At 46.9% G+C, this 14727-nt stretch carries 12 protein-coding genes; 9 read left to right on the top strand and 3 right to left on the bottom strand.

The genetic code is table 11. The features are described 5' to 3' along the window. Nucleotides 1–4: 4 nt before the first annotated feature. The 3 genes from IEV16_RS02550 to hslV form a co-directional block, all read right to left on the bottom strand. Nucleotides 5–838: a hypothetical protein gene (locus tag IEV16_RS02550; RefSeq protein WP_188364104.1), complete on the bottom strand. Its 834-nt coding sequence runs from the start codon at nt 836–838 to the stop codon at nt 5–7. Nucleotides 839–899: 61 nt separating this feature from the next. After that, nucleotides 900–2240 (bottom strand): ATP-dependent protease ATPase subunit HslU, encoded by a 1341-nt coding sequence (gene hslU, locus IEV16_RS02545; RefSeq protein ID WP_188364103.1) that lies wholly within the window; start codon nt 2238–2240, stop codon nt 900–902. A gap of 9 nt (nt 2241–2249) precedes the next feature. After that, nucleotides 2250–2801, bottom strand: a complete 552-nt coding sequence (gene hslV, locus IEV16_RS02540) for an ATP-dependent protease subunit HslV (RefSeq protein WP_443093938.1) — start codon at nt 2799–2801, stop codon at nt 2250–2252. Between the two features lie 132 nt (nt 2802–2933). Between hslV and IEV16_RS02535 the strand changes: the two genes are divergently transcribed. The 9 genes from IEV16_RS02535 (at nt 2934) to hrpA (ending at nt 14670) form a co-directional block, all read left to right on the top strand. Then, nucleotides 2934–4394, top strand: coding sequence for a GTPase (locus IEV16_RS02535; protein WP_188364102.1), 1461 nt, complete (start codon nt 2934–2936; stop codon nt 4392–4394). Then, entirely contained in the window at nt 4315–5730 is a 1416-nt protein-coding gene (locus IEV16_RS02530; protein ID WP_188364101.1) for a YcjF family protein, read from the top strand. Before IEV16_RS02535 ends, IEV16_RS02530 begins: the two co-directional genes overlap by 80 nt. A 178-nt stretch (nt 5731–5908) precedes the next feature. Then, the gene (gene petA / locus IEV16_RS02525) at nt 5909–6496 is read left to right on the top strand and encodes a ubiquinol-cytochrome c reductase iron-sulfur subunit (protein WP_188364100.1); all 588 of its coding nucleotides are present in this window, start codon (nt 5909–5911) and stop codon (nt 6494–6496) included. An 8-nt stretch (nt 6497–6504) separates the two neighbouring features. Then, entirely contained in the window at nt 6505–7740 is a 1236-nt protein-coding gene (locus tag IEV16_RS02520) for a cytochrome b (RefSeq protein WP_443093941.1), read from the top strand. Continuing rightward, nucleotides 7737–8480: a cytochrome c1 gene (locus tag IEV16_RS02515; protein ID WP_229728220.1), complete on the top strand. Its 744-nt coding sequence runs from the start codon at nt 7737–7739 to the stop codon at nt 8478–8480. The genes IEV16_RS02520 and IEV16_RS02515 overlap by 4 nt, the downstream gene beginning before the upstream one ends. A gap of 157 nt (nt 8481–8637) precedes the next feature. Continuing rightward, nucleotides 8638–9270: a glutathione S-transferase N-terminal domain-containing protein gene (locus IEV16_RS02510; RefSeq protein WP_188364099.1), complete on the top strand. Its 633-nt coding sequence runs from the start codon at nt 8638–8640 to the stop codon at nt 9268–9270. Nucleotides 9271–9277: 7 nt separating this feature from the next. Continuing rightward, the gene (locus tag IEV16_RS02505) at nt 9278–9694 is read left to right on the top strand and encodes a ClpXP protease specificity-enhancing factor (protein WP_188364098.1); all 417 of its coding nucleotides are present in this window, start codon (nt 9278–9280) and stop codon (nt 9692–9694) included. A gap of 2 nt (nt 9695–9696) precedes the next feature. Then, nucleotides 9697–10854 (top strand): mechanosensitive ion channel family protein, encoded by a 1158-nt coding sequence (locus IEV16_RS02500; RefSeq protein WP_229728219.1) that lies wholly within the window; start codon nt 9697–9699, stop codon nt 10852–10854. A gap of 9 nt (nt 10855–10863) precedes the next feature. After that, nucleotides 10864–14670: an ATP-dependent RNA helicase HrpA gene (gene hrpA, locus IEV16_RS02495; RefSeq protein WP_188364097.1), complete on the top strand. Its 3807-nt coding sequence runs from the start codon at nt 10864–10866 to the stop codon at nt 14668–14670. Nucleotides 14671–14727 lie beyond the last annotated feature (57 nt).

Below are 14727 nucleotides of genomic sequence, written 5' to 3'. Positions count from 1 at the left end.
CTAATTAAGGTTGGGGATTGATCACCCAAAAGCCGTCTCTTTTTGCCATGTGCACTTGTGAACAGGCGGTTTTACCGAATACCTCAAAGCTGGCAATCAAAGTGGCTTTATCTCCGCTGATGTTGACATCGCTGACTTCAGCAGAACGTAAGATGCCGTTGACATCAATACCATGGGCATTTAAAGCATTTTTAAAGCCGGTCAAGACTTCGCCACCCATATCCAGCGCCTGGTTGAAGTCCAGTTTTTGCAAGTCATCAGCGGAAGACAGGTTCAGGCCCTGTCCGGTTTTGACCAATTCTGCAACGCTGTTTTTGACTTTGTCTTCTTGCAAAATATCGTTATCCATAATCCAGGTGACGGTGCCGTCCACCACTTCTGAATTGCTGTTGCAGCGTGGGGCTAAACTGTTCTGATCGCCACCCAATTGCTGACTAATCTGGTCTTTGGCGCCCATCAGCATCATCGGCATAAAAGCACGTATTTGTGTCAATTGTGGTGCAATCATGTTATAGATTTGCTCCTCAGCATTATCCTGATTAATCATCTGTAGTGCCTGATTGAACTGCATTTTTTGCTGTTCGTCCATGGGTTGTTTTTGCTGACTTTCAAACTCACTGACCAGTTCAGTGTATTTTTCTTCAGACAGGCTGTTCTGGATGGCTGATTTAAGGTCGCTGTCCGCCAGCGTGTGCATGGTCAGTAAAAAAGCGCCGTCTGGGGAATTTTTGTCTAAATCCGAAGCATCAATCTGTCCCGGTTCATCGCCGCCACAGGCCGCCAGTAAAAAAGCAGTGGTTATCAGTAATAAGGAGTTACGCAATAAATTATTCATCATTTGTTATTTTTTAAAAAAGGGGTTCATTATCCCTTTAAATTATTGGGTTCACAAGTTTTGCTTACAAAATATAACGGCTTAAATCTTCATTTTTGGCCAGTTCACCCACGGTTTTATCGACCAGTTCGGCGTTAATGACATAATCTTTACCGGCATTGTCGCTGGCCACAAAAGCCACTTCATCGAGAATTTTTTCGAGTACGGTGTGTAAGCGTCTGGCGCCGATGTTTTCGGTGGTTTCATTCACTGAATAAGAAATTTCGGCAATGCGTTTAATGCCGTCTTCAGTAAACACCAGGTCCACATCTTCAGTACCGATCAGGGCTTTGTACTGTTCGGTTAAGGAATGTTTTGGTTCGGTCAGGATGCGTTCAAAATCTTCGCTGGTTAAGGCCCGCAGTTCGACCCGAATCGGTAAACGGCCTTGCAGTTCGGGGATTAAATCAGAGGGTTTAGCCAGGTGAAAAGCCCCCGAGGCCACAAATAAAATATAATCGGTTTTAATCTGCCCGTATTTGGTGTTGACCACGGTGCCTTCAATTAAAGGCAATAAATCACGCTGCACGCCTTCGCGTGACACCTGACCGGAATCACCCAAACCGCTGCCTTTGGCCACTTTGTCAATTTCATCCAGAAATACGATGCCGTTTTGTTCGGCATTCTGCAAAGCCTGGTGCTTAATTTCTTCTTCATTAACCAGTTTTTGTGCTTCTTCTTCTACCAGAATAGGACGCGCGGCTTTGATGGTGAGTTTTTTTGTCTGGGTTTTTTTGCGACCCATACTCTCAAACATACTTTGCAGTTGGTCAGTCATTTCTTCCATGCCGGGTGGTCCCATGATATCGACACCGAGGTTCTGGCTGACTTTAATTTCAATTTCCTTGTCTTCCAAATCACCGTTGCGTAAGCGTTCCAGGAATTTTTGACGGGTGGCGTTCTCACGTGGGGCGTCGGTTTCGCCGGGCAGGGTGGACGGTTCACTGCGTTGCGGCAGCAAATAATCCAAAATACGCTGTTCGGCAGCGGCTTCGGCTTTTTTCACCACTTTTCGTTTGGCCGCTTCGCGGGTCCGTTTCATTGACGTTTCCACCAAATCGCGGATGATGGATTCCACGTCTTTTCCCACGTAGCCGACTTCGGTGAATTTGGTGGATTCGACTTTAATAAACGGCGCATCAGCCAACACCGCCAGCCGTCGGGCAATTTCAGTTTTACCGACACCGGTGGGGCCAATCATTAAAATATTTTTCGGGGTGATTTCTTTGGCCAGCTGTGGATCCAGTTGCATACGTCGCCAGCGATTACGCAAGGCAATGGCAACCGCGCGTTTGGCCTGACTTTGACCAATGATGTGTTTGTCCAGCTCCTGGACGATTTCTCGGGGTGTCATGTTGTTCGACATAAGGTTTCCTTATAAATCTAATGTTTCAATGGTGTGGTTGTGGTTGGTGTAGATACAAATATCGCCGGCAATGGTTAAGGCCTCTTTAACCAGTTGATCCGCCGGTATTTCACTGTTCTTCATCATCGCCAGGGCCGCTGCCTGGGCAAAGGGTCCGCCGGAGCCGATGGCAATCAAACCATGCTCCGGTTCAATGACATCACCGTTACCGGAAATAATCAGAGAAGTGGTTTTATCGGCCACCGCCAACAAAGCTTCTAAGCGACCCAGTCGGCGATCAGTGCGCCATTCCTTAGCCATTTCCACCGCCGAGCGCGTCAAATGACCGGAATGTTTTTCGAGTTTGCCTTCAAAAACCTCAAACAGGGTAAAAGCATCGGCGGTGGCGCCGGCAAAACCGGCCAGTACTTTATTGTTGTACAGTCGGCGAATTTTACGGGCATTGGATTTCATGATGGTGTTGCCCAGGGTAACCTGACCGTCGCCGCCAATAACCACCTGGTGTTTGTTGCGGTAACTGACAATGGTGGTACCGCGGTAATTGTGCATGGATTCTTTCATGGTGTCGGGAATGTTGAGGTATCCCCTAAAATGGGTCGTTCAGTATAAAATTCAAGCAAAAAGGTTTAAACGGACAGATATTATGACCAATGGCGGTTTTTACTTTAGACTGGCAGATACTATAATAATCCCATGAAATTAAATTCTAAATCACTGCTGGCAGCGGTCTTATTGGTCATCGGCCTGGTATTACTGTTGTTGTTATTGGTGTTGGCTGAAAAACTGCTGAGCATCTGGCATTATCTGCAGCAAGCGCCGCTGTGGTTTTGGATGTTATACGGCCTGGCGATAGTGGTTGTGGCGGCTTTGCCCTTGTGGCTGTGGTTTAAGTGGGCAGTACCCAAAGATCCGCAGAACAAAAAACCACAGGTTGTCGATGAGCCAGGCTTGCAACAGGCTTTGGAAGCGGCTGAACAACGCGGTGTTGATACTTCACAAGCCCGGCAAGAACTCGATGAGCTGGCGCGCCGAAGAGACAATCAGCGATTTTATATTTGTTTGTTAGGTCAGGCTTCCAGTGGTAAATCATCTTTTGTTCAGGCACTGATGCCCGAAGCCAGAACCGACATAGATGTGATCAAAGGCACCACCCTTGAGGTGTTGCGTTATCAATATGAAAATCTGGAAATCACCGATTTACCCGGATTTGATGCGGTGCAACAGGAGCAGTTAGCGCAGCTGGCGGTGACAGAGGGCCAGCGCGCTCATGTGGTGGTGTTTATCTTAAACAGTGATTTCACCCGCACCGAGATGGATTTTTTTCAGGCCTTAAAAAAATGGCACAAGCCGATGGTGATTGCGCTGAATAAATCTGACCGTTACAGTGAACAGGAACTGGCGCGCGTTAAACATGCCATCAGCGCCAAAGTGGATGCCCGTTATCCGGTGGTCAGCATCTCAACCGGCGGCCATGAAACCGTGATAAAAACACGGCCTGATGGCCGTCAAGTGACTGAAACGGTACCCAGGTCTGTGGATATTGAGCCGTTAATACAGGCTTTACAGCAGGTGCTCAAAGATAATGCGGACAGTCTGCATCGTTTTCGTGATGCCGGATTGTTGATGTTGGCCGAACAAAAGCTAAGTGCAGCCACCGCCGAACACAATGAAACGGTTGCACTGCGGACCATCGAGCGCCACAGCAAACGTGCCATGGTCGGTGCCATGGCTTCGATTGCACCGGGTTCTGATATCATTATCCAGGGCGCCATTGGCAGTCAAATGCTTAAAGAATTGTGCCAGATTTATCAGGTGCCTGTGAAGCAATTGCAGATTGACGATGTTTTAAGGGCGGCCGGCAGCAAACTGAAAACATCCACCTCGATGGTGCTGGCAGTGTCCGGCAATGCCCTAAAATCATTTCCCGGTCTTGGCACCATCACCGGCGGATTGTTACATGCGGTGGCGTACGGGCTTATTTTTAATGCTCTGGGGCGGGCTGTGATGACCACCCTGACTGAAACCGGTCGCTTAGACACGGAACAAACGAAACTAACTTTTGAGGATAATTTACTTGGATCTTCTGACAAAATGGCAAAAAATCTGGCGCAAATGGCGCTCGCCGTCAAAGCCAAAAAAACAAGCCGACCATAAGTCACATCGAGACAACGGGGTTAATGACAGACCGGTTGTCGAGGCGGTGTCACCGCAGGCAAATCCCGAACAGAAAACCGCGGACAGTTTGCGCAAGCTGTTGTATGACAAACGTATTCCCGCGGCTGTGCGTCAACAACTGTCCGGTGAGTATCAACAGCTTGAGCAACTGATTGAAAAACTCGACAAAAGTGCGGTCCATATTGTGGCCTTCGGCCGGGTCAGCACCGGCAAATCATCTTTGCTCAATGCCTTGTCCGGCAGCGATTACTTTTCAGTCAGCCCTTTGCATGGTGAAACCAAGCACAGTCGGCCCATGGATTGGCCAACCCGTCGGGATCAGTCGATGGTACTGATTGACACCCCCGGGACCGATGAATTGGGCGGTGAGGAACGTGAACAGATGGCCCGCGATGCAGCCCGTCTTGCCGATGTGATGTTGTTTGTGATTGACGGTGATGTCAGTGCATCAGAATTAAACCAGTTAAAAGCCATCAGTAACCCGCATCGGCTGGTGATTGTGGTAATCAATAAAGCCGACTTGTACCCCGAAAATGAATTGGCGCAATTAAAAGCCTCGGTTGAACAAAAATTGGCAGGTTTGTGTCATGCGGTGGTCACCGCCAGCGCCGATCCGCGGCCAATTAAAGTGATTAGTTGCAACGCACCCGGTGAGGAGCAGGTGGACTACCGCAAGCGTTCACCGGATACCGATGCCGTGAAGCAGGCTTTGTGGCAGTTGCTGGATAAAGAGGGTAAAGCATTGACCGCCATCAATGCCGGAATATTTGCCGGTCAGATCAGTGACCAGATTGCCGATAAAATGGTGGCCGCCCGCCGCCTGGCAGCAGACAAAATAATCCGCACCCATTGCATGGCCAAAGGTGTGGGCGTGGCTTTTAACCCCATTCCGGTTGCTGACTTGCTGGTGGCGGCGGGTGTCGATGTGGCCATGATCCGACAATTGTCAAAATTATACGGACTGCCCATGGGGCGGGCAGAGGCCACCCGTCTGGCGGTGACCATTATGACCCAGTTGGCGCTGTTAATGGGCGCTGTTTGGGGTGTTAATTTATTGTCCTCTGCCTTGAAAACAGTGAGCGTCGGCTTGTCCACCTCGGTGACCGCAGTGGCACAGGGTTCACTGGCTTATTACGCCACTTATCTGGTCGGGCAAATCGCAACCCATTATTTTAAATCCGGTTATTCCTGGGGAGAAGACGGCCCCAAAAAAGTGGCCATGAAAATTCTCAAAGAACTGGATCGGGATTCTGTTTTGCAGGAAGCGAGGAACCAAATTCTGGCATTGATTAAAAACAAATCTGACGGCAAATGATAATGGTTTTGATTTAACCGGTTAAACGTTCAAATATCAGGATAATCTCACGGTATGGCTATGAAAAAACCTTAAAATCTTGTAAAATTGCGCGAGTTTATTCACACTACTTTTTTAGCTCAAGCCTCTGGCCTGTTGGTCAGCTGCCGTGAGTTTTATCACATTAGGGGTTAATTCAATGACTGATAATGTCAATAAAAGCCGCCGTAATTTGTTAATGGGTACCTCTGCAGTCGGCGTCATCGGTGCCGGTTTTGCTGCCGTGCCTTTTATTAAATCATGGCTACCATCGGAACGGGCCAAAGCGGCCGGCAGTCCGGTTAAAACAGATATTTCCAAGATTGAACCGGGTCAAATGATCAACGTCCTGTGGCGAGGCCAGCCGGTTTTTATCGTTAACCGAACAGAAAAGCAAACTGCTGTGCTGGATTCTCTGGATGATCGGTTAAAAGATCCGAATGATGAAACCAGTATCCAGCCTGATTTTATTGACAGCAAATTCCGCGCCAAACGTCAGAATTTACTGGTTGTGATTGGTATTTGTACGCACCTGGGCTGTTCGCCAAAATATTATCCCGATCTGGTGCCGCAATCCTTTGACAGCGAATGGCAGGGCGGTTTTTATTGTCCATGTCACAACTCACGGTTTGATATTTCCGGACGGGTTTATAAAGGTTCACCGGCAAGCCGTAATCTGGACATTCCCCCTTACACATTTTTGGATGAAAACATCATCGAAATTGGTACTGATGGAGGCACAGCCTGATGGGTAAAATAGCAAGTTCAAGAACAAAAAGCCGCAACAGTCTGATGGACTGGTTTAATCAGCGCTTACCGGTGACGCAATTCTATAAAGACCATTTGTCAGAGTATTACGCCCCGAAAAACTTTAATTTCTGGTACTTTTTCGGTTCTCTGGCCTTGTTGGTTCTGGTGAATCAGATTTTAACCGGTATCTGGCTGACGATGCATTACAAACCTGACGCCGATCAGGCGTTTGGTATGGTTGAATACATCATGCGCGATGTACCCTGGGGGTGGTTAATCCGGTATCTGCACACCACCGGCGCCTCGGCCTTTTTTATTGTGATTTACCTGCATATGTTTCGTGGTCTGTTGTACGGTTCGTACAAAAAACCGCGTGAACTGATCTGGGTTTTTGGTATGATTATTTACCTGGCACTGATGGCTGAAGCCTTTATGGGTTACGTGTTGCCATGGGGTAACATGTCTTACTGGGGTGCCAAAGTGATTACCCAGTTATTTGCTGCCGTGCCTTGGGTGGGTGATGCATTGGTTGAATGGGTGCGGGGGGATTACCTGATTTCCGATGCCACCTTAAACCGCTTCTTTGCCCTGCATGTGGTGGCTTTACCACTGGTTATTCTGGTTTTGGTGGTATTACATCTGGCCGCCTTACACACCGTAGGTTCTAATAACCCCGAAGGTGTTGACATTAAAAAACACAAAGATGAAAACGGCGTGCCCAAAGACGGCATTCCATTCCATCCTTACTACACCGTGAAAGATATCTTTGGTGTGGGTATGTTTTTATTGATATTCCTGTTTATCGTCTTTGTTAAGCCGGATATGGGCGGTTTGTTCTTAGAGCATGATAACTATGTGCCGGCGGATCCCTCTTCAACACCCGAGCACATCAAACCGGTGTGGTATTTCACGCCGTTTTACGCCATGTTGCGAGCGGTGCCTGACATGCAAATGGGTGCCTTGATTATGGCGCTGGCGATTGTGGTATTGTTCTTCCTGCCCTGGTTAGACCGGTCTCCGGTGAAATCAATCCGTTACCGCCGCTGGCCTTATAAGCTTATGCTGAGTTTGTTTGCCATTTCATTTGTGGTGCTTGGTTGGCTGGGTATGCAATCGGGCAGTGTATTGCAAAAATTAATGGCCCAAATCTTGACCGGATTTTACTTCTTCTATTTTGTCTGGTTATTCTTTTACAGTCGCAATGAGATCTACCACGAAGTCCCTGAGAGGATAGAAAAATGATGAAAAAAGTAACTTTAACCCTGGCCTGTCTGATGTTTGCTTCGCTGGTTTCTGCCGCCGGTGGTGCTTACATCGGTGAACCGGCCAACACCAACATCAAGTCTCAGTCATCTTTGCAAAAAGGTGCTAAAACCTACATGAATTATTGCCTGGGGTGCCATTCAATGGAATTTCAGCGCTATAACCGCGTGGCTGAAGACTTGGGGTTAACCGAAGATGAAATGATGGAATCTTTGGTATTAACTGATGCTAAATTTGCCGATAAAATGACCCACACCATGACCCGGGAACAGGGTGAACAATGGTTTGGTAAAGCGCCACCGGATTTAACCGTGATTGCCAAAGCCCGAGGTGTTGATTGGTTGTATAATTATATGATCAATTTTTATGTGGATTCGAGCCGACCCAGTGGCTGGAATAACCTGACCTTCCCCAATGCTTCCATGCCCCATGTGCTGTGGGAGTTACAAGGTATCCGCAAGGCTAACTTTGAGACCCACACCGATGATCAGGGCGAGGACCACAAAGAGTTTGTGGGTTTTGAAACCATCGAAGAAGGGCAACTTAATGAAGAGGAATACAAAGATATGGTTCGTGATCTGGTGAATTTTCTGGATTATTCAGCTGAGCCGGCACAATTGATTCGCATGTCTTATGCACCGTGGGTTTTGTTGTTTGTGGCGGTGTTTACCTTTTTGGCGTACTTATTAAAGGTGAATTATTTTCGAGATGTTCATTAATGTGCGAAGCGCTCAGAAAGTACATTTAACAAAACATTAAATATTTGCTAAAATCAAGGGTTTTTCGTGGTTTACAGGATCGCAAAAACCCTTTTTGCGTATAATAACGAGATCTCTATCATGACCTCATAGGATCTCACCTTTAAGGAGAAAACCGGTGTCAACTATTGAACGTGGCCGATCAATCATTACAATCTATTCAGAAAAAGAAGCTTTTGATTCACACAGAATTCGCTTTTTACTGGCAACCAAAAACATCAACTGTAAAATTATTTCGATTGATAAGAATAACCCGCCAGAGGACTTGATTGCGCATAATCCGGATTTAGAAATTCCCCATCTGGTGGATCGTGACATGCACATATTTGGTGTTCAGGTGATAACAGAATATCTGGATGAGCGTTATCCGCATCCACCGTTGTTACCACCGGATCCCATGACCCGTGCGCGGTTACGTTTTACTGTGTATCGTCTGGAACAAGGCTGGTTTTCTTATGTCGATGCAATTGAAAATAATACCGGTAAGAAAAAAACCGAGGCGATAAAAGCGTTAACAGAAGAGCTCAGTGCCGCCGGTCCCTTGTTCGCCCAGCAGGATTATTTTTTGCATGATGACATGTCGCTGGTGGACACCAATCTGGTGCCATTTTTATGGCGGCTGGAATATTACGGAGTGGACTGGCCGAGCTTACCGGATGATTTAAGAAAGTACGCTCATCGGATGTTTAAAAGCAATGCTTTTAGAACCAGTATCACCGAAACAGAACGAGAGTATCGATTTGATTTTTGATGACAACATGACACCCGTTAAACCCTATTTAATTGAAGCGCTTTATCGTTGGATCAGCGATAACAACTTAACCCCCTTGGTGGTGGCTGATGCCGGTGTCAAAGGATTAAAAGTACCTGAAAACGCCATTGAAGACGGTAAAGTGGTGCTCAATATTTCCATGACGGCCACTCAGGGATTGGCGATGGAAGATGATGTCATATCCTTCAGTGCCCGTTTTTCCGGCCGGCCATTTTTGGTGGTCATTCCGATGGCGGCCGTAACCGCCATCTATGCCCGTGAAAACAGTCAGGGCATGATGTTTGACGTGGATCCGGATATGTCAGATGCAGAATATAATGACACGCCCGAAAACAAACCAAAACGGTCTGTCAGTGATTCCAATAAACCTAAGAAACAGGGACATCTTAAGTTGGTGGATTGACGATGCAAGACAAATCAACCCCGACACAAGATCAGGACATGACGGTCATACTCAATGGATTTGATCAGTACCTTCCCGACAGCTGGTCACCTTATTGGGATTATATACAGCAAATTCCGTTGCTGGGTTTTGTTCTGATTGTCGCTTTGGGTTATGTGGTGGCAAAAGTTGCGGTTTTTATCTTCAGCAAAAGCTTTAACCAACTCACCAAATTATCAAAAAATGAGGTGGATGATCAACTTATTGAAATTCTTAAACGCCCCATATTTTTGACCCTTTTCTTTATCTTTCTCGGTATTGCCATTAAAACGGTGGGTTTAAGCAGCGGTTTAGAGCGTGGACTTATTCGATTTTTGGCTTCTGTGTTGGTTTTGGTCTGGATGTTTCGGGGGTTTAAAATACTTACCTTATTACTTAACACGGTTTCCAAACTGACCCATAAATACGAGATTATTCAACCCAAAACCATTCCGCTGTTTGATTTAATTGGTAAATTGCTGCTGATTGGTCTTGGCTCTTATATTTTACTGATGTTGTGGGGGGTGGATCCGACCGCCTGGTTGGCATCCGCGGGTGTTATCGGTATTGCCGTGGGTTTTGCTGCCAAAGATACCCTGGCGAATTTATTTTCAGGTTTTTTTATCATTGCCGACACACCTTATAAGGTTGGTGATTATGTTAATTTAGACACCGGTGAACGCGGCATGGTGACGCAGGTGGGCATGCGATCCACCCGATTGTTAACCCGGGATGATATTGAAATTACCATCCCCAATAACATCATCGGCAACACCAAAGTGGTGAATGAAAGTGGTGGTCGCTGGGAGAAAAGCCGGGTGCGCATTCCGGTGGGTGTGGCTTATGGGGCAGATGTACGTCGGGTTTGTGAGGTCTTAAAAAAATGTGCCGAGACGCACAGAGAGGTCTTGGACGACCCTGCACCGCGGGTGCGTATGCGTGCCTTTGGGGCTTCATCATTGGATTTTGAATTGTTGTGCTGGATTGCACAGCCGGTTTTGCGGGGGCGGTTGCGTCATGAATTGTTTATGGATGTCTATGAAGCCCTGAATGCCGCTAAGATTGAAATCCCCTTTTCACAGCACGATTTGTATATCAAAGAATTTCCACGGCAGCCACATCCGTCTGAATCAGAACAATAGCCACTGTTCATGAATGAAGCCACCTCACGTCTGCTGCAAAATATGCAGAAATCGCTGTTGCGTAGCGATTATTATCGGTTGAAATCGGCCTTAAAAAAAGCCAAAAATACAGCCCAAAAAAATAAAGCCCTGACAGCGATTGACCAAGCACATCAGTCTTTTTTAAATCGCCAGAATCAGCGTCCTCAGGTGACCTTGGCGGCTGACCTGCCGGTCTCTGATCAGGCAGATAAAATCCGCCAAACCATTCAGGACCATCAGATCACCATCATCGCCGGAGAAACCGGCTCCGGTAAAACCACCCAAATCCCCAAAATATGTCTGCAGGCTGGCTTCGGTCAATTCGGACAAATTGCCTGTACCCAACCACGCCGCATCGCTGCCAAATCGGTGGCTGCGCGGGTCAGTGAAGAATTGTCCGTAGCGTTGGGTCAAGCGGTCGGGTATCAGGTGCGGTTTGATGAGCGCTACAGCGAAGACGGTTTTATTCGCTTTATGACCGATGGTATTTTATTACAACAAACCTTGCGTGATAAATGGCTGAATGACTACGATACAATTATTATTGATGAAGCCCATGAGCGCAGTTTAAACATTGATTTTCTGCTGGGTTTTCTGAAAAAGCTGTTATCAAAACGACCAGATTTAAAAGTGATTATCACATCGGCCACCATTGATACCGAGAAATTCAGTGCCCATTTTGATGATGCACCGATTATCAATGTTTCCGGGCGTTCTTATCCTGTGACCACCCATTACCGCCCCCCTGAAGTACTCGGTATTGACATGGAAGAGGCGATTGCGCGCGCGGTGGATGAATTTTACAAAGAGAAAAAAACCGGCGACATACTGGTGTTTTTACCCGGTGAGCGTGAAATCAATGACACCATCGATCGCTTAAAGAAAAAGCATTTGCCCAATACCGAAATTTTGCCCCTGTATGCCCGTTTAACCGCTGCACAACAAATGGCGATTTTTAACCCCGGTGATAAACGCCGCATCATTGTCAGTACCAATGTGGCTGAAACCTCACTTACGGTGCCAAGGATTCATGCGGTGATTGACAGCGGACTGGCCCGAATCAGTCGTTATTCGGCCCGCAGTAAAATACAAGGACTGCAGGTGGAAGCGATTGCCCAGGACAGCGCCAACCAGCGTCAGGGCCGGTGTGGGCGGATTGCCCCGGGCCATTGTTATCGGCTGTACAGTGAAACGGATTTTGAATCGCGGCCTGAACACACCGATGCTGAAATATTAAGGACTTCACTGGCGGCGGTTATCTTGCAGACCCAAATCCTCCGATTAGGTGATTTAGAAGACTTTCCGTTTATCGACAGCCCCGACTTTAAACAAATCGCTGATGGCTATCAGTTGTTGCAAGAACTGAAAGCCATTGATGAAGGCCGGCAATTAACCGACATCGGTCGCAAGATGGCACACCTGCCGCTGGATGTGCAGTTGTCCCGTATTTTACTGGCCGCCGGTGAACTGGGTTGTTTAAAAGAAATTCTGATTATGGTGTCCATGCTGGCGGTACAAGACCCCAGAGAGCGTCCGCTGGATGCGGCCAAGGCTGCCGACAAAGCCCATCAGAAATACCACGATGATCATTCTGATTTTACCGGTATTCTAAACTTGTGGCGACTATTGGCTCAAACGCGTAAAGAGCTCGGCAATAAACAATTTAAAGACTGGTGTCGAAAAAATTTCATCAGCATCAAAAAATACATGGAGTGGAAAGATGTTCACCGACAACTGTCACAACTGGCCAAGCAACAAAAATTAACCTTAAATTCCGGGCAGTCAACTCAGGACAGTCAACACGAAGCCATTTTATGCGGTTTTATTTCGCACATTGGTCAGTTTCACAATGAACGTATTTATATGGGAACCCGGAATAAAAAGTTTATGCTGTTTCCGGGCTCGGTGTTATTTAACCGCATGCCACAATGGGTGGTGGCCGCTGAAATTGTCCACACCAGTCAGGTTTATGCCCGCATGGTGGGGCAGGTTACTGTGGAGCAAATCAGCCGTGCCGGGGCCCATTTAATCAAGCACAGTTATTACGATCCCTATTGGTCAAAAAAGCAGGGCTCGGTCATGGGTTATCGCCGCAGCACATTATTAGGCTTAAATTTAACAGAACGTGAGCGTGTGCATTATGGGCCTGAAGACCCTGAAACAAGTCGTCAGATATTTATTGAGCATGGATTAGTGGCACGCCAGTTAAACACCCGCATGGAGTTTTACCGGCACAACAGTCGGCTTATGGCTGAAATTGAAGCTGAAGAAGACCGCCACCGTAAACGTGACTTACTGATTGAGCCGGCTGCTTTGTATCAATTGTATGATGAACGGATCCCCGAAGGCATTTATTCTGAACCATTGCTCAAAAAATGGTTAAAAAAACAAACCGGCAACCCACTTCATTTTAAAGCCGAAGATTTCTACCAAAACCAGGCACAAACACCCGAACAGGAACAATTCCCTGATCATATCCAGATCCGACAACTGGCTATCCCACTGAGTTATGTGTTCGCACCCGAACAACAAGATGACGGTGTTACAGCACACCTGAAACTGGCGTGGATTAATGCCTTAAATAGTAATGATTTTGAATTTCTGGTGCCCGGTTTAATCCAGGAAAAGGTAGTGGCTTTAATCAAAGGTCTGCCAAAAAGTCTTCGGCGAGGTTTAATACCTGTGAATCATTATGCCGAAATTATTGTGGCGTTGTTAGAACATGACCGTGACTTTTACCAGCAACTGGTGGCCATTGTCCGGCAGAAAAATGGCCTGGAAACCACCGTTGAAGACTGGCAGGACGTGGAACTGCCACCCCATCTGCGCTTTCGCTATGAAGTGAAAAACCGCAAAAATAAAACTGTTTATCAAGGCCGAAGCTTCAAAGAGATGCAAGGCGAACATCAACAAGCCGCCAATGTCAGCTTCCAAAAATCTGCCAGCGAAAACCGGCAAATTAATGGCGCCACGGATTGGGTGTTTGAAACCATCGAACCGATGGTCACCCTGGATAATGGGCTACCGGCTTATCCGGCCGTGGTAGATCAGCAAGATGCCGTGGGTTTGCGATTTTTTGAAACCGAAGAACAGGCCAAACAAGAACACACGCAAGGTATTAAACGCCTGATACAGCTTAAATATCCGAAAATCACCAAGCAATGCCAGAAAATCAACCCTGACCTAAAAGCTAACCTGGCCTGGGACAGTCTCGGTACAGATAAAAAGTTTATCGAGGCAGTGATTGATGCCAGACTGGAAGCCGCTATTATTGAACATCAAACCGTCCGAAGCCAGACTGAGTTTGATCAACTCGCCCAACAGCTGTCTTCGAATCTCTACCGCGATGTTTATCAATGGCTGGAAATTTTAAATCAGGTTTTAATCAAGTGGTACGAGATCTGGCAAGCCATCGAAGATCACAGCGAGTCGCTGAGTGATGAAAGCTATGCCGATATGATCCGAGAACTCGATTATTTAATCTACGGCGATTTTTTAAGAATTGTCCGCCTCGATCAACTAAAACACTATCCCCGCTATTTAGAAGCCCTTAAGCTACGCTTGGAAACCGCCCTGCATTCACCGCAAAAAGAAGCCGATAAACTCAGCCAATTACACGAAATCAGCGAGCCGTTTTATCAACTGTGTGAAGATGCGTCTATTTTCACCCTTGCCCATCAAGAATTTTTGATGACCTTACAAGAATACCGTGTTTCATTGTTTGCGCAGAGCTTAGGTGCACAGCAGAAGGTGTCGGGAAAACGCTTGAAGAATATGCTCAAAAAAGTGGTTTAAAGAGGCTGTTGAAATTATCTTGAATCAAGGTAAAAAGGGACATGGTTCATCCTTGAG

It is taken from the genome of Marinicella pacifica (assembly GCF_014636635.1).
Classification (GTDB): domain Bacteria; phylum Pseudomonadota; class Gammaproteobacteria; order Xanthomonadales; family Marinicellaceae; genus Marinicella; species Marinicella pacifica.
The sequence above is the reverse complement of the archived record's forward strand: the minus strand, read 5'-3'. Positions and strand labels throughout refer to the sequence as shown.

Excerpts from the sequence above, each read along its gene's own strand:
- IEV16_RS02505 (WP_188364098.1), top strand. The coding sequence starts at position 9,278 with ATGACACCCGTTAAACCCTATTTAATTGAAGCGCTTTATCGTTGGATC.
- hslU (WP_188364103.1), bottom strand. The coding sequence starts at position 2,240 with ATGTCGAACAACATGACACCCCGAGAAATCGTCCAGGAGCTGGACAAA.
- petA (WP_188364100.1), top strand. The coding sequence starts at position 5,909 with ATGACTGATAATGTCAATAAAAGCCGCCGTAATTTGTTAATGGGTACC.
- IEV16_RS02550 (WP_188364104.1), bottom strand. The coding sequence starts at position 838 with ATGATGAATAATTTATTGCGTAACTCCTTATTACTGATAACCACTGCT.
- hrpA (WP_188364097.1), top strand. The coding sequence starts at position 10,864 with ATGAATGAAGCCACCTCACGTCTGCTGCAAAATATGCAGAAATCGCTG.
- IEV16_RS02500 (WP_229728219.1), top strand. The coding sequence starts at position 9,697 with ATGCAAGACAAATCAACCCCGACACAAGATCAGGACATGACGGTCATA.
- IEV16_RS02515 (WP_229728220.1), top strand. The coding sequence starts at position 7,737 with ATGATGAAAAAAGTAACTTTAACCCTGGCCTGTCTGATGTTTGCTTCG.
- IEV16_RS02535 (WP_188364102.1), top strand. The coding sequence starts at position 2,934 with ATGAAATTAAATTCTAAATCACTGCTGGCAGCGGTCTTATTGGTCATC.
- hslV (WP_443093938.1), bottom strand. The coding sequence starts at position 2,801 with ATGAAAGAATCCATGCACAATTACCGCGGTACCACCATTGTCAGTTAC.